We start from the raw sequence: 16,938 nt of genomic DNA, 5'->3' as shown, positions 1-16,938 counted from the left end.
ACGCTACTGCGCGGGGGGTGTCGTGCGCTCCAGGCGCACGACCGCCTGCTCCAGGCGCCGGGTCACCGCGTGCAGGCCGTTGGTGTGCGCAGGCTCTCCCGGCAGCATCTCGGCCACCCGCCGGAACCGCAGGCGGCAGGCCTCCATCCCGTCCTCGGGAGCACCGGCCGCGAGCCAGGCACGCAGTGCCAGGTTGTGCGCTGCCACCACCGCCGCGCCGATCACCGCGGCGCGCAGGTCGCCGTCCGGATCGTCGGCGAAGCGACCACGCAGGTACCGGGTGAACAGCCGCCGGTAGTGGTCGATGCTCGCGGACTCCCGGTCGCGCAGCACCGGCACGTCGTGGGTGAGCCGGTAGCGCTCCACCGACAGGTGCGGGTCGTCGGTGTAGATGTCGAACACCGTCTCGCCCGCGCGCAGGGCCAGCGCTGCGGCGGGCTCGGTGGCGTGCGCGGTCTCGAAGACCTCTGCCGCCCTGGCCAGCGCGGTCTCGTGGTCGGGCGAGACCGCGTCCTCCTTGCTGCGGAAGTAGCGGAAGAAGGTGCGGCGCCCGACCCCCGCGGCTGCGGCGATGTCGTCGACCGTCGTGTCTTCGTAACCGCGCTCCCGGAAGAGCGTGACGGCGGCCGCCACGAGGTCGCGACGGACCTCGGCGCGCCCCTGTGCGGAGCGGCCGCGGCGGGTGGCCCCAGTCATGGCACGCAGGGTAGCAACCACCTTGAATCGTGGCACGCAGTGCCGTTACGCTTCCCTTCATGGATGCCGCATTCGACACGTATCGGCTCAGCGACGAGCACGAGGCGCTGCGCGATGCGGTGCGCGCGCTCGCGGAGAAGGAGATCGCCCCCCACGCCGCCGAGGTGGACGAGAAGGGTCGCTACCCCGTGGAGGCGCGCACCGCGCTGGTGAAGGCCGGGTTCCAGGCCGTCACCATCCCCGAGGAGTACGGCGGCCAGGGTGCCGACGAGCTCGCGGGCTGCATCGTGATCGAGGAGGTGGCGCGCGTCTGCGCGTCGTCGTCGCTGATTCCCGCGGTCAACGGGCTGGGGCTCACACCGATCCTGCTCTCGGCATCCGACGACCTGAAGAAGCAGGTGCTCCCCTCCATCGCCTCGGGCGAGGCGATGATCAGCTACGCCCTGTCCGAGCGGGAGGCGGGTTCCGACGCCGCGTCGATGAGGACCCGGGCCCGCCGCGACGGCGACTCCTGGGTGCTGAACGGCACGAAGGCCTGGATCACCAACGCGGGGGAGTCCACCTGGTACACGGTGATGGCGTCGACCGACCCGGAGCGCGGCGCCAACGGCATCTCCGCGTTCGTGGTGCACCGGGACGACCCCGGCTTCGAGGTGGGGCCCAAGGAGCGCAAGCTCGGCATCAACGGCTCACCCACCCGCGAGATCTACTTCACCGACTGCCGGATCCCGGCCGACCGCATCATCGGGGCGGAGGGCACCGGCTTCAAGACGGCGCTGCGGACCCTCGACCACACCCGCCCGACGATCGGCGCGCAGGCCGTGGGAATCGCGCAGGGCGCGCTCGACGTCGCGATCGCCTACGCCAAGGAGCGCAAGCAGTTCGGCCGGAGCATCGCCGAGTTCCAGGGCCTCCAGTTCATGATCGCCGACATGGCGATGAAGGTGGAGGCCGCGCGCCAGTTGGTGTACGTCGCCACCTCGCGCGCCGAGCGCGGCGAGCCCAACCTCGGCTTCATCTCGAGCGCGGCGAAGTGCCTGGCGTCGGACACGGCGATGAGTGTCACGACCGACGCGGTGCAGCTGCTCGGGGGCGCCGGGTACACGAAGGACTTCCCGGTGGAGCGCATGATGCGCGATGCGAAGATCACCCAGATCTACGAGGGCACCAACCAGATCCAGCGCATGGTGATGGCCCGGGCCCTGCTGAAGGGCTAGCCCCCGGAGTGGTCGCAGTGCTGTGGGGCCGGGTGCGTAATTGCGCCGTAATGACCGGTGGCGCAATCCCGGCCCGTCGGGAAAGACTCCGGGCCCACCTGTGACGTAACAAACTGCCGGTGGCGTTGCTGCGTCCGGAAGGCTGGGGCATTGTGGCCGCAATCAGATCCGACCGGAGGCGTCTTGACCAGATCGAGTGGCTCCGCGGACCGGACAATCGGGCACCATAATCCCGAAACGGGCAGAGTCGTCTCGGGTCGGTGTCGAATGTCGTCCACCGTTGTCCGTGTTCGGGCGTTGGGATGAGTTCGTGACCAGTACGCTTGCCGCCGCGCCGTCGCGGAACAGGATCGCCGTTGCCAGCTTCATCGGCACCGCGATCGAGTTCTACGACTTCTACATCTACGGCACCGCCGCCGCGCTCGTCTTCGGCAACCTGTTCTTCCCGTCCTTCTCGGCGGCCGCCGGCACGCTGGCCGCGCTGGCCACGTTCGCGGTGGGTTTCATCGCGCGGCCGCTGGGCGCGATCCTGTTCGGCCACTTCGGCGACCGGCTGGGCCGCAAGCGGATGCTGATCACCTCTCTGCTTGTCATGGGCCTGTCCACGGTGCTGATCGGCTGCGTGCCGTCGTTCGCCGCGATCGGTGTGGCCGCGCCGATCCTGCTGGCGGTGCTGCGTTTCCTGCAGGGCATCGGGCTGGGCGGTGAGTGGGGCGGCGCGGTGCTGCTGGCCACGGAGTACGCCCCTGCGGGCAAACGCGGGTTGTACTCGGCATTCCCACAGCTCGGGCCGGCGATCGGGTTCGCGCTGGGCAACTTCCTGTACCTGGTGCTGAATGCGAGCATGAGCGCGGAGGCGTTCGCGTCCTGGGGCTGGCGTATCCCGTTCTGGGCCTCGGCGGTGCTGCTGGTGGTCGGCTTCTACATCCGGCTGCGGATTGCCGAGACCCCGGTGTTCCGGGCGGCGGTGGCGGCCCACCAGCAGGTGCGGGTGCCGTTCCTCGAACTGCTCCGGCGCCAGCCCGGCGTGCTCGTGCTCGCCACGCTGTCGTTCATCCTGGCGTTCACGATGTTCTACACGATCACCACGTTCTGCCTGTCCTACGGCACCGCGACATTGCACATCGACAAGACCACGATGCTCACCGAGGCGATCATCGCGTCGCTGGCCATGGGCGCTGCGACGCTCTGGTTCGCGGCGCTCTCGGACCGCGTCGGCCGGCGCAAACTGTGCATCGCCGCAGCCGTGCTGTCCGGGCTGTGGGCATTCCCGCTGTTCTGGCTCATCCAGACCCGGCAGCCGGTGCTGATCGGGATCGCGATGATCGTCGGCCTGCTGTGCTTCGCGCTGCTCTACGGCCCGATGGGGGCCTACTTCCCCGAGCTGTTCCGGGTGCGCTACCGCTACTCCGGGGCCTCGTTCGCCTACAGCGCCGCCGGAATCATCGGCGGCGGCATCAGCCCGCTGATCGCCACGGACGTCCTGGCCCGCACCCACGCGACGACGGGCGTGTCCTGGTACCTGATCGGGGTTGCGGTGCTGTGCCTGGTCTGCCTGCTGCTGATGCCGGAGACCCGCACGGACGACTTCACCGACAAGCTCATCGCGTAGCGGCCGCCCGCGGGGGGTGGGTGGGGCGGGTCAGGGGTGCAGCCGTTTCGTCGCGCGTTCGGTCTGCGCCTTGCGCTCCAGCGCGTCGGGCGCCGGGTTCCGGACCTGAACCAGTGACGCCCCGGCCGCCAGCACCGCGAGCAGGCCGTCGCCCAGCCCGTCGGGGCTCGTCCACTCCAGGGTGGAGAGCACCCGGTCGGACGCCGTGAGCCCCAGCGCCGTGGCCCGGGCGCGGGCGTCGGCGAACACGTCGGTGACCGTGGCCCCGGCCAGCGCGGGGGTGTCGTCGGGGACGGGGGACCACGGCACGAAGTCGTCGCCGTGCAGCCGCACCTCGGTGGCGAAGTCGATCACGCCGGACGGCAGTCCGGGCACGCCCTTCCCGAAGGCGTCGAGCGACAGCGCCACCACGCCGCCCGCCGGCTCCGCGGCCAGCGCGAGGTCGATGCGGTCGGCGTCGCAGAGCACCCACTCCGCGTCCTCCGGTGCGGCCACGATCTCGGCGCCGCACCACCACGCGCCGAGCAGCACCGCGGCGGTCTGCCAATGCGCGGGCAGGAGCAGGGCCACCCGGGTGCCCGGCTCCACGTCGCACTCGTCGCGGAGCAGGTTGGCGGTCTTCGCGGCCCAGTTGGCCGTGGTGACGGCCGACAGTTCGATGCGCTCGCCCGTCGCGTCGTCGTAGAACGTGATCAGCGGTCGGGCGGCGGCCGCGCCGGAGCGCAGCGGGTCCAGCAGGGCGGCGGTGAGCGTCACCGGCTCACCGTAGGTCAGTCGACGCAGGGGACGCCCGCCGCCGTGATCGGTGCCGACGGCGCAGGTGCGGCGGGGGACGGGCGGGCCGGCGCGTCGTCGACGGGAGCGGGCACGGTCGCGGGGTTGAAGTCGGCACCGAGCACGACGAGCAGGTGTCCGGGTGTCACCTGGTCGTCGCTCTCCACGGGGATGTTGCCCAGCTGGGCGGCCACGGCGCGCGCCGCGTCGCCGTCCGAGCCCGTGTAGTGGACGGTCGAGGTGGGCGTCGGGTCGGTGTTGTCCACCGTGCCCGGGACGAAGTCGAGGTCACGCATGCGGCCGGCGACCGTGGCGGCCATGCCGGAGAGGTTCGAGCCGTTGCGCACGTCGACGACGTAGCGGGACGCGATCACGTCGAGCTGCGCCGGTGGCGGCGGCGGGGGCGGGGCCTCCTGCGTGGCCTGCACGGCCTGCTGCTGTTCCGCGATCCGCTGCTCGATGAACGTGTGCACGACGCCGGGGTCGACGAGTACGACGTCGCCACGCGCGTTGGTCTCGCCGCCCTGCGTGGGGATGGTGACGAACTCCAGATGGCCCGCCGCGATGTCGGACGCCTGCTGCGCGAACGCGAGGAGGTTCCAGCCCGAGTCGACCACGAGTGACTTCTGGGCGACGTCGATCAGGGAGCTGAGCTTGCCCGGGTTGGTGAGCGTGCCACCGGAGAGGATCTTGTCGGAGACGGCGGCGAGGAACACCTGCTGGCGGCGGATCCGGGACAGGTCGCCCTCGGGGAGGCCGTGGCGCTGCCGGACGAACGCCAGTGCGGCGGCACCAGAGATCGTCTGCGGCCCGGCGGGGAAGTCGGCTCCTGAGAACGGGTCGTCCACCGGCGCCTTGAGGCAGACGTCGACGCCCCCGATCGCCGTGGTGAGGTTGTAGAACCCGAGCAGGTTGATCTCGGCGTAGTGGTCGATGTGCAGGCCCGTGAGGTTCTGGACGGTCTGGATCAGGGCGGTGCGGCCCTGCTGCGCCGACTCGGCGTCGACCTGCTTCGGGTCGCGCACCCCGTCGGCCACCAGCCGCTCGGCCGCCAGTGCCTTGGTCGCCGGGTAGGCCGCGTTGATCTTGTCGCGGCGGTAGCCGGGGATGTCGACGTAGCTGTCGCGGGGGATGGAGAAGGCGGCCGCCGCTCCGCCGCCCTGCGGGACGTGGAGCACGATGATCGTGTCGGAGTTGAGCACGCCCGAGTCGGGGCCGCTGTTCAGGAGGCGCTGCACCTCGGGGGGCAGCGGGTTGCCCTGCGCGTCGGTGCGGCTGTCCACACCGACGAGCAGGATGTTGTCCGCGCCGTCGTCATCGCTGCCCGTGATGACGTCGGTGGTGGTGATCCCGGCGGTGATGTCGCGGAAGAGGCCCCACGCGGAGCCGGTGAGCACCAGGACGAGCGCCGACGCCACCACGAGGAAGAGCCTGATGCGTTCTCGGAGGGTGCGTGGGGGCTTCTTCGGGCGCTTCGGACGCGCAGGCGGGGCCGGACGGGTGCGTCTGGGGGGTGCCGTCGTCGTGCCCGCCGCGGCGCTGCGGGCGGGGCGCCGGCTCGGCGCCCGTGGCACGCCACGCGCTCGCGTCGGGGGCTCGGGAGAGGTCCGCCGGTACCGGGCCGAGCGGTCCGGGTAGGACTCGCTCTCACGGCGGGTGGGCCTGGTGGGGTGGTACGAGCTGCTGCGCTGCCTGCCGGACGACGACCAGGCCGACCCGTCCGACCAGCCCCGTCCGTCCACCTGTGCACCTCCGCTGGCCGTCGCTACCGGATCTCCTAGGGTGCAGCACCGGCTGCGCACTCCCGCGATGGCCGTGCGCGTGTCGCGGGTGACCATGGTCGCCCTCGTCGTCACTACTGAGAGTCACCCCGGGTGGGTAGCCCGGGAGAAGAGGGGAGCTCTCGTTGCCCGAGCAGCTGTCGTTGTTGCTGCCGGTGTGGGCGGGTGACCGGCCCGACTTCCTCACCGAGGCGTTCCGCTCCTCGGTGGAGGAGCAGACCCGGCGGCCGGACCAGGTCGTGATCGTGCGCGACGGCCCGGTGCCCGCGGCGCTCGGATCGCGGATCGCGGAGCTCGCCGCGGCGAGCCCGGTGCCGGTGGACGTGGTGGCGCTGGAGCGCAACGTGGGTCTCGGCCCCGCGCTGGACGCCGGGCTCGCGGCCTGCCACCACTCCGTCGTCGCGCGGATGGACGCCGACGACATCTCGCTCCCGCACAGGTTCGCCGTCCAGATGCCGATCATGGAGTCGGGCGTGGACATCGTGGGCTCCGGCCTGCTGGAGTTCGGTGCGGACCCGGGGGACATCGTGGGCATGCGGACCCCGCCGATCGACCCGGCCGACATCCGCGCGCGGGCCCGGTTCGCCGTCCCGTTCAACCATCCCACCGTCGTGTACCGGCGCGAGCTGGTGCGCTCGGTCGGTGGGTACACCGACTTCGCGCTGATGGAGGACTACCTGCTCTGGGCGAAGCTGATCCTCGCGGGGGCGCGGGTGGCCAACGTCGCCGAGCCGCTCGTGAAGTACCGCGTCGGGGAGGGCGCCTACGCGCGCCGGGGCGGCCTGCGCCAGCTGCGTGCCGAGGTCGCGATCCAGCGCCGCTTCAAGCTGATCGGGTTCACGACGTGGCCCCAGTTCGCCCGCAACATCCTCGTGCGGGGTGGCTATCGGGTCGTTCCCGAGCGGATCCGCCGAATGGCTTATAGAACGGTGATCGCCACGTACAAGGGGTAAATCGGTCCGCCTGGTGGGACGATCGATCACTCGATGAGGGAGCCAGATGACGATGACACAGCCGTCCCCGGTGCCGCCCGAACCCCTGTCCGCGGAGGGAGCCGCCCAGCTCGACGCCGGCCGCCCGCTCGACGCCGTCGACGTGCTGCGCCGCGCCGTGGCGGCCGGCGAGCCGTCGGCCGCTGATCTGCTGGCCCGCGCTTATCTCGACAGCGGGAGCTGGCACGCCGCCGCCGACTGGCTGACGGTGGTGGTGGAGCAGGGCCACGTGCGCTTCGCCGGTCGCCTCGGGGTGGCGCTGGCGGAGCTCGGGGAACGCGCACGCGCCGAGAGCATGCTGCGGCTGGCCGTCGAGTCCGGTGAGCTCGTGGCGGCGAACGACCTCGCGATCCTGCTCCGCGACGAGGGCAGGCTCGCCGAGGCGGTGCAGCTTCTCGGTTACGCCGCGGAGTCCGGTGACGAGCTGGCCGCCGCGAACGTCGTGGAGCTGCACCTGGAGGCGGGCAACCTCTCCGCGGCCGCGGCTGCCGCTGAGCGGTACGCCGCCCAGAGCCGGCCCGACACGCTGGTGGCGCTCGCTGATGTCCGTGCGATGGAGGGCCGGGCCGACGAGGCCGAGTCGTGGTACCGCCGGGCCGGGGAGCTGGGTGCGCTGCGGGCCCACACCGCCTACGGACAGTTCCTCGCCGGCCGGGGTGACACCGCGGGTGCCGAGCGCGAGCTCCGCGAGGCGGAGCGGCACGCCGAGCCGGGCTGGGCGTACGTGCTCGGTCGTTTCCTCCTCGACGAGGGCCGGCTCGACGAGGCCCGCCGCTACCTGCAGATCTCGGCCGACTCCGGGGACTCCTCGGCGCGGCAGGCGCTGGCGGAGCTGGACGGCGGCGACCCGGGCGACGACTGAGCCGAAGGATCGCCTGATCGGGTACCCCCATCAGCGGTGGGCCGCGGCGCTCGGGTGCCGCGTCGCCACTAGGGTGCGCGCGTGGACCGAGATCCGATCCGCGGCGCCCCGGTCGACGGGGACACCCGCCGCGATCCGGAACGGAGCGAATCGGTCACCCGCGACGCCGCCCGGAAGTACGGGAACGAGCTCGCCGTGGTCACCGTCGCGCGTTCGGGGCGCCCGGACGTCGATCGCCTCGCGGCGACCGTGTCCACACCGGCCCCCCGCCCGGTCCGTGTCGTGCTGACCGTCGTCGCGGACGCCACCGCGGTCGTCGACGACCCCGGGGCGGGCGTCGAGGTGCTGCGGCTCGCCGAGGACATCGGGCGCCCCGCCGCGATCAACCGCGCGGTGGCCGGCCTCGACGCCGAGGTGGGCTGGGTGCTGATCGCCGACCCCGTGGTGCGGTGGGACGCCGATGTCCTGGACGGGCTGCTCGCGGCCGCCGCCCGGTACCCGCGGGCCGGCCTGATCGGGCCACGGCTGCGCGATGCGGCGGGCTCGGTCCTGCCGTCCGCCGGCGCGTTGCCCTCGACCACGCAGGCGCTGCGCGGCCGGATCCCGGTCGGGGCAGGCGCCGGGCCGACCGGATGGCTCTCGACGTCGTGCGTGCTGCTGCGCCGGGCCGCCTGGGACTCCGTGGACGGCTTCGACCCGCGGTATCTCGACACTGCGGGGCCCGTGGACATGGCCGACGTCGACCTGGCCGACCGGCTGCTCCGCGCGGGCTGGCTGGTGGTCCACGCGCCCGGCGTCGAGGTGGCCGCCGCGGCCCGCAACGGGGACGGCGTCCTGGCCACACCGGTGGACGGCCTACGCCGGTACGTATCCGCCCGCAGCGGGGCGCCGGCCCGGTTGCTCCTGGCGCTCGCAACCCGTTCGGGTGCCGTGACCGGCCGCAACGCCGCGGTCCGAAACACCGCGACTCGAAAAACCGAGAGCTGACTACCGGGCTTTACCGAGCTCGAGACCGGGCTTTACCCGGAGCCGTACGGAGCTGGAGGAGAAAGCGTGCTGCAGGACGTCGAAGCCGTGGTGCTGGTCGGGGGCAAAGGGACACGACTACGGCCACTCACGCTGTCGGCCCCCAAGCCGATGCTGCCCACGGCGGGCGTGCCGTTCCTGGCGCACCTGCTGTCGCGTATCCGTGCGGCCGGTGTCGGACGCGTCGTGCTCGGCACCTCGTACCTGGCCGAGACGTTCTCCGCGCACTTCGGCGACGGGGCCGCCCTCGGGCTCGAGATCGAGTACGTGGTGGAGAACCACCCGCTGGGCACCGGCGGCGGCATCCGCAACGTGGCCAAGTACCTCACCACCGACAACGTCCTCGTCTTCAACGGGGACGTGCTGTGCGGCACCGACCTGGGCGCGGTCGTCGACACCCACCGGCGCACCGACGCCGACGTGACGCTGCACCTCGTGCGCGTGCAGGACCCCCGTGCCTACGGTTGCGTCCCCACCGACGAGTCGGGCTCGGTGCTGGAGTTCCTCGAGAAGACCGAGGACCCGCCCACCGACCAGATCAACGCGGGTTGCTACGTGTTCCGCCGCTCGGTCATCGAGTCGATCCCCGAGGGTCGCCCGGTGTCGGTGGAGCGGGAGACGTTCCCCGAGCTGCTCCTGGCGGGCGCGCAGGTCTCCGGCCACGTCGACAACGCCTACTGGCGTGACATGGGCACCCCCGCCGACCTGATCCACGGCTCGGCCGACCTGGTGCGCGGCGTCGCCCCCTCCGCCGCGCTCCCCGGGCCGACCGGCGAGTCGCTGGTGCTGGAGGGTGCGGAGATCGCCGACGGCGCGCTGGTCTTCGGGGGCACCACCGTGGGCCGGGGCGTGCGGATCGGGGCGGGTGCCCGCGTCGAGGGCGCCATGCTGTTCGATGGGGCCGTGGTCGGTGAGGGCGCGGTGGTGGAGCACTCCGTCATCGGTGCGGGCGCCCGCGTCGAGGAGGGCGCGCTGGTCAACGACACCGTGGTGGGCGACCGCGCCGTCGTGGGCGCGTACTGCGAGCTGCGCCGTGGCATGCGGGTCTGGCCGGACGTGGTCCTGCCCCCGCACGGGCTGCGCTTCTCCCCCGATGTGTAGGTCAGCAGGCGCGCCGCGGGTGTGATGGCGACGCGGGAGTGGCGACCGGAGTACCGGCTGGACCTGGCGGGGGTGCTCGCCCCTCTGCGCCGCGGCCGCGGTGACCCCACGTGGCGCTCCGCGGGCGAGGGCTCGGCGATCTGGCGCGTCTCCACCACCCCGGACGGCCCGGCGACCACGCGCCTGCGCCGCCGCTCCGACGGCACCGTCGTCTGCGACGCGTGGGGTCCGGGCGCGCAGTGGTCGCTCGACGGGCTGCCCATGCTGCTGGGGGCGGGCGACCGGCCGGAGGAGTTCGTCGCGCACCATCCGCTCGTCGCCGACGCCTCGCGGCGGATGCCCGGCCTGCGGTTCGGCGCGTCCGGCCGGGTGTGGGACGTGCTCGTGCCGTCGGTGCTCGAACAGAAGGTCACCGGGGTGGAGGCCCGCCGGTCGTGGCGGGAGCTCTGCCGGCGCTTCGGTGACCCGGCGCCCGGTCCGGCACCGGACGGGATGCGGGTGCCGCCCAGCCCGGCGCAGGTGCGGGAGATCCCGGACTGGGAGTGGCACAAGGCGGGTGTCGACTCCGCCCGGCGGCGCGCGATCCTCGCCTGCGCCGCGGTGGCGCACCGCCTCGAGGCGGCCTGCGAGCTCGGCGGTGAGCCCGGGCGGGAGCTGCTGCGCAAGGTCCCCGGGATCGGGGTGTGGACCGCGGCCGAGGTGGCGCAGCGCGCGTGGGGTGACACGGACGCGGTGAGCGTCGGCGACTTCCACATCCCCACGCTGGTCGGCTGGGCGCTCGTCGGGCGTCCGCTCGACGACGCGGGCATGCTCGGCGTCCTCGCCCCGTACGCGCCCCAGCGCCAGCGGGCGGTGCGGTTCGTGGAGGTGTCGGGGTTCCGCAGGCCCCGGTTCGGCCCGCGGTTCTCCCCGAAGGACTACCGCGCGATCTGAGGTGGCCCGGTCGACGCGCGCACCACGAGCTCCGTGGCCAGCTCGACGTGGTGGGAGTCGACCGTGCCCCCGTCGGCGATGCGGAGCAGCGTGCGGAGCGCGACGCGACCCATCTCCTGCAGCGGGGCGTGCACCGTGGTCAGCGGCGGGCACGACCACGACGCCATGTAGGTGTCGTCGAAGCCGACCACGCTGAGGTCGGACGGCACCCCCAGGCCCGCCGCGTGCGCGGCCTGGAGCACCCCGAACGCCGCCACGTCCGTGACGGCGACGACCGCCGTGGGCGGATCCGGCATCGCCAGCAGCCGCCTGCCGGCCGCGAGGCCCGCCTCGAAGCCGAAGTCGCCAGGCACGACCAGGTCCGGCTCCGGGGTCAGCCCCGCGTTCGTCATCGCCGCCCGGTAGCCGTGCAGCCGGGTCTGCCCGACCATGGCCCCGTCCGGGCCGCGGACGAAGGCGATCCGCCGGTGCCCGAGACCGATGAGGTGCTCGGTGGCGCTCAGGCTCCCGGACCAGTTGGTGGCCCCGATGCTCGTGACGTCGGCGCGCGGCAGGTGGACGGGGTCGATGACGACCAGGGGCAGCCGGGCGCGCTCGAACGCGGCGAGCTGCTGGAGGGTCAGGTCGGAGGTCACGACCAGCACGCCGTCGCGGCCGTCGCGGACGAGCCGTTGGGCCCACCCGGCCCCGCTGCTCGGTCCCGCCCTGTCGATCGAGAAGCGGCCGACGACGACGTCGACCTCCGACTCGACGCCAGCGTCGGTCACCCCGCGGATGAGCTCGGTGGCGTACGGGCTCATGAAGTCGTCGAAGACCAGGGCGATGGTGCGTGAGCGGGACGGGACGCGTCGCTTGGCGGACCGGACGTACTCGTGCTCCTCGAGGAGGCGTTCGACCTCGGCGCGGGTGTCGGGTGCCACGTCGTCGCGTCCGTTGACCACCTTGGACACCGTGGCGAGCGAGACGCCGGCCGCGGTCGCGACGCTGGCGAGCGTCGACCGCTTGCGGCGACCCTCGGGCTGAGTCATCCGATTTCCCCCCATCGTCCTCATTGTGGCCGGGCTCGGCGCCGAGGGCACAGCCTGCACCGTCACCCGCAGTATGCGAAAGGTTTCGTTAAGTGGAACGCCCTGTCCAGCGCCGTACGCCTGGCAGAGGCTCAGATCAAGGCTTGACGGAGATCACATCCGCGCTCTAGCGTCCCGACGAGCATCGGAAGTATCGCAAACTTTCGAAACATCCACTCGATGAGGAGCTGGTTGAGTGCCCGCCGCAGCCCTGCAGCACATCCGCACCCACGGAGCCCAGCTGCTCGACGTCCACGGCAAGCCGTTCCGCATGCGGGGGGTGTGCCTCGGCGGCTGGCTCAACATGGAGAACTTCATCACCGGCTATGCGGCGAACGAGTCGATGATGCGCGCGGCCGTCCGCAAGGCGATCGGCGACGACCGCTACGAGCTCTTCTTCGAGCGGCTCCTCACCAGCTTCTTCGGTGAGGCCGACGCCGCCTTCCTGGCCGAGGTCGGTCTCAACTCGGTGCGGATCGCCCTCAACTACCGCCACCTCGAGGACGACATGCGCCCGTTCGAGGTGACCGAGGACGGCTTCCGCCACCTCGACCGGGCGATCGCCGCCCTCGGGGCCCACGGCATCACGTCGGTCATCGACCTGCACGCGCTGCCGGGATCCCAGAACCAGCACTGGCACTCCGACAACTCCACGCACCGCGCGCTGCTCTGGGAGCACCGGCACTTCCAGGACCGCGTCGTCCACCTGTGGGAGGCGATCGCCGACCGTTACTCCGGCGACGTCCGGGTGGCGGGCTACAACCTGATGAACGAGCCGGCGGACGAGTCCCGCGCCGTGGTGGGCCCGTTCTACGAGCGCCTGGCCGCCGCGATCCGGGCCGTCGACCCCCACCACACGCTCTTCGTCGACGGCAACACCTACTCCACCGAGTTCGACATGTTCACCGAACCCTGGGAGAACACCGTCTACACCTGCCACGACTACGTGGCGGCCGGTCTCGGCCGTGGGGGTCCCTACCCGGGACACACCGACGGCGTGTGGATCGACCGGGACGCCGTCGAGCGCAAGTTCCTGCAACGCTCGGAGTACGCGCGGTCGACGGGCACACCGATCTACGTCGGCGAGTTCGGCCCCATCTACACCGGCGACCCGGCCGTCGACGAGCAGCGCAGGCAGATCCTGGCCGACCAGCTCGACATCTACCGGGAGTACGACGCCGGCTGGTCGATCTGGATGTACAAGGACATCGGCCGCCAGGGGCTGGTCAGCGCCGCCCCGGACTCCCCCTACCGGCGCCACTTCGCCGACTTCGTCGCGAAGAAGGACCGGCTGGGCGCCGACCAGTGGGGGAGCAGGGGCGAGGGCGTCCGCGAGGTCACCCAGCCCGTCCAGGACCTGGTGGAGCGGGAGTTCCCCGGCTTCGACCCCTACCCGTGGGGGCGCTTCGACTGGGTCCGGACGCTGCTGCTCAACATCACCTTCGCGCAGCCGCTGGTCGACGAGTACGCCGACCTGCTGCGCGGGCTCGACGAGAGCGAGCTCTGCGCTCTCGCCGACTCCTTCGCCTTCGAGAACTGCACCGTCCGCGAGACGTTGCGCGAGCAGCTGACGAAGGGCTGAGGCACTGCGCGGGCCCACCCAGCCCGTGACCTGACACCGGCGTCGAGGTCTCGTCGGCGCTCGTTCCCCGGAGGTAGACGTGAACGGTTCTTCCCTGGCCCGGACCCTCGACGCAGGCCGGTTCAGTCGCCGCAGCCTGTTGCGGATGGGTGCGGTCGCCGGGCTGTCCGCCGGCGCCGCCGCCGCGCTGAGCGCCTGCGGCGCGGGTGGCGGCAGCGGCAGCGGCACCACCACCCTCGGCCTGTGGACCTGGGCCTCGGAGTTCGAGGACGCGTTCGCGGCCACCATCGCCGAGTACACAGCGATCAACCCCAACGTGAAGATCGAACCCCGCTACTGGGACTTCGGCAGCTACGCGCCCGCCCTGCAGGCGGCGCTCGCGGCCAACAACGAGGCCGACATCTTCATGCCGCTGGTCTCCACGCTCGCCCTGGGCAAGGCGGGGCGGATCGTGGACCTGCGCCAGGCGCTGGGGCAGCCGTTCCTCGACGGGTTCTTCCCGTCCACCAACGACGAGAACGTCTACGGCGACGGCCAGTACGCCGTGGGCTGGGCCGCCCAGACGTTCGGCCTGTTCTACAACAAGACGATCATGGGCAAGCTGGGTCTCGAACCGCCGGAGACCTGGGACGACCTGATCGCGATGGCGCCGGCGATCAACGCCGCGGGCTACGTGCCGATGTCCGCGCAGGGCACGCCCAGCAACCAGCTGTCGGACTTCATGCTGCCGATCATCACGCAGATCTCCGGCGATCCGCAGATCGTGCTCGACCTCGACTCCCACGAGAAGCCGGGCGTGACCTGGGACCGTCCCGAGGTGGTCGAGGCGTTGACGGTCGTGAAGCGGCTCACCGACGCCGGGGTGTTCGACAAGGGCGTGCTCGCGGTCGACAGCGACACCTCCAACAGCACCTTCATGACGGGCAAGGCGGCGATGCTCTTCTCGGGGTCGTTCTTCCCGCCGGTGCTGCAGAAGGAGGCCCCCGCCGGGTTCCTGAAGGAGTACGGCATCGCGAAGACGCCCGCCTACACCGCGGGCGGGAAGCACTGGTGTGCCAACCAGGCGGGCTACACGTGGGCGATCAGCGAGAAGTCCGACAACAAGGACGCCGCGATCGACTTCCTCAAGTACCTCTACGACCCGCAGCGCTACCTGAAGATGATGAACGACACCTTCTCGATGCCCTGCACGAAGCAGGCCGCAGCCGGCGTGACCGGCGATGACATCAAGACCATGACCCAGTGGCTGCTCGACGGTGAGGGCGCCCCGCACATCCTCTTCGGGCAGGGCTCGCTCGACGCCGTGTCCAACGGCGTGGTCTCTGTCATCAACGGCTCGGCCACCCCCGCGGCGGCCGCCACCGCCATCGAGGCCGCCGTCGTGCAGGCCCGGAAGATCTGACGCGGCCCCGCCCATGGCTTCCCTCGCCCCGAGCACCCGCACCGCGGCCCCGCCGCGGCCGGGGCGCCGACGTCCGCTGACCGGATGGTCCACCCCCACCGGCCTGAGCTTCGTCGTCCCGGCGCTGGCGTTCTTCGTCGTGTTCATCGCCTACCCGGTCGCCCGCACCTTCTACCTGTCGCTGACCCGCTCCGACGGTTTCGGCGGCACCTACTTCGCCGGCCTGCACAACTACGGCGTCATGCTGACCGACCCCACGTTCGTCCAGGCCGCGGTGGTGACGGTCGTGTACACGGTGGTCACCACCGTGCTCCAGACCGGGCTCGCGCTCGGCCTGGCGCTCCTGGTCAACGCGGGACCCCGGCGCAGCGCGGTGGTCTACCGCACGCTGCTCTTCCTCCCGGCCGCGATCTCCCTGACGGTCACGGGCCTGCTCTGGCGGCTCGGGCTCACGCCGGTCTTCGGCGTGGTCAACCGCCTGCTCACGGACGTGGGGCTCGGCGCGCTCACCCACCCCTGGCTCGGTGACACCGCCACCGTGCTGCCGACGATCATCGTCGTGTCGTTGTGGCAGGCCACCGGGCTGTTCATGCTGATCTTCTACGCGGCGCTGGGGAACATCGACCCGGCGATCGCGGAGAGCGCCCGGATGGACGGCGCTGGGCCGCTGCGCGAGGCGTGGAGCATCACGATCCCGATCCTGCGGCCGGTGATCGAGGTGGTCGTCATGCTCAACGTCCTCAACGGCCTCAAGGTCTTCGACCTCAACTTCGTGATGGCGAACGGCGGCCCGCTGCACGCCTCGGAGTCGCTGAGCACCTACACCTACCTGCTGACCTTCGGGTCCTCCACGGGCGGCGTCTCCTCCTTCGGCTACGGCTCGGCGATCAGCGTGGTCGTCTTCCTCGTCGCCGGGGTGGCCACCCTGCTGCTCTACCGGTTCCGGAAGGGAGACGCATGACCACGACGGTGGACGCCGGCGTCCGGCCGCCGGCGCCGCCCCCGGTGGCGCGCGGCAGGCGCCGCGACCCGGGGGCGGTGCTGCGGCGGGTGCTGTGGCACGCGGCGATGGTGGTGATCTCCGCCGGGGCGATCGGGCCGCTCGTGTGGATGGTGCTCACCTCGCTGCGGCCCCAGAACACCGCGTTCTCCGGGCCGCTCATCCCGGAGAAGATCCAGTTCTCGGCGTACGTCTTCGCCTGGAACGAGCTGGAGATCTGGCGCAACTTCCTCAACAGCGTGCTCATCACCGGCGCGACACTCGTGTTCACGATCGTGGCCGCCACGCTGGCCGGCTACGCCTTCGCCCGCATCGGCTTCACCGCGCGGAACCTGCTGTTCTTCGTGATCACCAGTGCGCTGTTCCTGCCGGGCGTGGCGACGCTCATCCCGGTCTACCTGGAGCTGCAGACCTTCGGGCTGCTGGGCAGCCAGCTGGGCCTGATCCTCGTCTACACCGCGGGTGGCGTCTCCTTCTCGCTGTTCCTGATGCGCACGTTCTTCGAGGCGCTCCCCAACGAGCTCGCCGAGGCGGCCCGGCTGGACGGCGCCAGCGAGGTGCAGATCTTCTGGCGGGTGATGCTGCCGCTGGCCATGCCCGGCATCGCCACCGTGGCGATCTTCCAGATGATCGGGGTGTGGAACGAGCTGCTGTTCGCCAGCGCGCTGATCTCGGAGCCCGGCGACCAGCCCATCCAGCCGGCGGCCAACGCACTGATCGGCCAGTACTCCACCAACTGGCCCGCCCTCACCGCCGCGATGACGCTGAGTGCGCTCCCGATGGTGATCGCCTACGTGGTCTTCCAGCGCTGGTTCGTCGCCGGGCTCACCGCCGGTGCGGTGAAGACCTGAGAGGGAAGTCGTGAGCAGTGACAGCAAGATCGGACAGGAGCA

At 71.7% G+C, this 16,938-nt stretch carries 16 protein-coding genes; 12 read left to right on the top strand and 4 right to left on the bottom strand.

Translation table 11 applies throughout. The features are described 5' to 3' along the window. Positions 1–3: 3 nt before the first annotated feature. Entirely contained in the window at positions 4–696 is a 693-nt protein-coding gene (locus tag ACQPZA_RS31705) for a TetR family transcriptional regulator (protein WP_169398592.1), read from the bottom strand. A 59-nt stretch (positions 697–755) separates the two neighbouring features. Between ACQPZA_RS31705 and ACQPZA_RS31700 the strand changes: the two genes are divergently transcribed. Together ACQPZA_RS31700 and ACQPZA_RS31695 are read left to right on the top strand one after the other, a co-directional pair. Then, on the top strand, positions 756–1,913 hold the full coding sequence (locus ACQPZA_RS31700; protein ID WP_169398591.1) for an acyl-CoA dehydrogenase: 1,158 nt from the start codon (positions 756–758) through the stop codon (positions 1,911–1,913). Between the two features lie 310 nt (positions 1,914–2,223). Further along, positions 2,224–3,525, top strand: coding sequence for an MFS transporter (locus ACQPZA_RS31695; RefSeq protein WP_169398590.1), 1,302 nt, complete (start codon positions 2,224–2,226; stop codon positions 3,523–3,525). 30 nt (positions 3,526–3,555) lie between these two features. Here the strand turns inward: ACQPZA_RS31695 and ACQPZA_RS31690 are convergent, their stop codons facing one another. Continuing rightward, positions 3,556–4,281, bottom strand: a complete 726-nt coding sequence (locus ACQPZA_RS31690; RefSeq protein WP_433275731.1) for a TIGR03089 family protein — start codon at positions 4,279–4,281, stop codon at positions 3,556–3,558. A 14-nt stretch (positions 4,282–4,295) separates the two neighbouring features. Further along, the gene (locus ACQPZA_RS31685) at positions 4,296–5,720 is read right to left on the bottom strand and encodes an LCP family protein (RefSeq protein ID WP_169398588.1); all 1,425 of its coding nucleotides are present in this window, start codon (positions 5,718–5,720) and stop codon (positions 4,296–4,298) included. A gap of 13 nt (positions 5,721–5,733) precedes the next feature. Here ACQPZA_RS31685 and ACQPZA_RS31680 point away from each other — a divergent pair, with 13 nt between their 5' ends. From ACQPZA_RS31680 to ACQPZA_RS31655, 6 genes are all read left to right on the top strand, one after another. Beyond that, positions 5,734–5,937 (top strand): hypothetical protein, encoded by a 204-nt coding sequence (locus tag ACQPZA_RS31680; RefSeq protein WP_433275730.1) that lies wholly within the window; start codon positions 5,734–5,736, stop codon positions 5,935–5,937. A gap of 268 nt (positions 5,938–6,205) precedes the next feature. Then, positions 6,206–7,033 (top strand): glycosyltransferase, encoded by an 828-nt coding sequence (locus ACQPZA_RS31675; RefSeq protein ID WP_433275729.1) that lies wholly within the window; start codon positions 6,206–6,208, stop codon positions 7,031–7,033. A gap of 46 nt (positions 7,034–7,079) precedes the next feature. Beyond that, positions 7,080–7,934, top strand: coding sequence for a tetratricopeptide repeat protein (locus ACQPZA_RS31670; protein ID WP_433275728.1), 855 nt, complete (start codon positions 7,080–7,082; stop codon positions 7,932–7,934). An 81-nt stretch (positions 7,935–8,015) separates the two neighbouring features. Next, complete coding sequence (locus ACQPZA_RS31665) at positions 8,016–8,921, top strand: hypothetical protein (protein ID WP_433275727.1); 906 nt, start codon at positions 8,016–8,018, stop codon at positions 8,919–8,921. A gap of 69 nt (positions 8,922–8,990) precedes the next feature. Continuing rightward, the gene (locus ACQPZA_RS31660) at positions 8,991–10,061 is read left to right on the top strand and encodes a sugar phosphate nucleotidyltransferase (RefSeq protein ID WP_169398603.1); all 1,071 of its coding nucleotides are present in this window, start codon (positions 8,991–8,993) and stop codon (positions 10,059–10,061) included. Between the two features lie 24 nt (positions 10,062–10,085). Beyond that, complete coding sequence (locus ACQPZA_RS31655; RefSeq protein WP_433275726.1) at positions 10,086–10,994, top strand: DNA-3-methyladenine glycosylase family protein; 909 nt, start codon at positions 10,086–10,088, stop codon at positions 10,992–10,994. Here the strand turns inward: ACQPZA_RS31655 and ACQPZA_RS31650 are convergent. Beyond that, a complete protein-coding gene (locus tag ACQPZA_RS31650) occupies positions 10,979–12,022 on the bottom strand; it encodes a LacI family DNA-binding transcriptional regulator (RefSeq protein ID WP_433275725.1) in 1,044 nt (347 codons plus the stop codon). The two genes, ACQPZA_RS31655 and ACQPZA_RS31650, sit on opposite strands and share 16 nt — an antisense overlap. 235 nt (positions 12,023–12,257) lie before the next feature. Here ACQPZA_RS31650 and ACQPZA_RS31645 point away from each other — a divergent pair, with 235 nt between their 5' ends. The 4 genes from ACQPZA_RS31645 to ACQPZA_RS31630 all read left to right on the top strand — a co-directional run bounded on the left by ACQPZA_RS31645 (position 12,258) and on the right by ACQPZA_RS31630 (position 16,896). Then, a complete protein-coding gene (locus ACQPZA_RS31645) occupies positions 12,258–13,643 on the top strand; it encodes a glycoside hydrolase family 5 protein (protein ID WP_433275724.1) in 1,386 nt (461 codons plus the stop codon). Positions 13,644–13,722: 79 nt separating this feature from the next. Next, complete coding sequence (locus ACQPZA_RS31640; protein WP_169398581.1) at positions 13,723–15,045, top strand: ABC transporter substrate-binding protein; 1,323 nt, start codon at positions 13,723–13,725, stop codon at positions 15,043–15,045. Positions 15,046–15,058: 13 nt separating this feature from the next. Then, entirely contained in the window at positions 15,059–16,006 is a 948-nt protein-coding gene (locus ACQPZA_RS31635) for a carbohydrate ABC transporter permease (RefSeq protein ID WP_169398580.1), read from the top strand. Further along, positions 16,003–16,896, top strand: a complete 894-nt coding sequence (locus ACQPZA_RS31630) for a carbohydrate ABC transporter permease (RefSeq protein ID WP_433275723.1) — start codon at positions 16,003–16,005, stop codon at positions 16,894–16,896. The genes ACQPZA_RS31635 and ACQPZA_RS31630 overlap by 4 nt, the downstream gene beginning before the upstream one ends. Positions 16,897–16,938: the final 42 nt, after the last annotated feature.

The sequence above is a fragment of the Pseudonocardia xinjiangensis genome, from assembly GCF_050948425.1.
GTDB lineage: Bacteria > Actinomycetota > Actinomycetes > Mycobacteriales > Pseudonocardiaceae > Pseudonocardia > Pseudonocardia xinjiangensis.
This window is presented reverse-complemented; position numbering and strand designations above follow the sequence as displayed.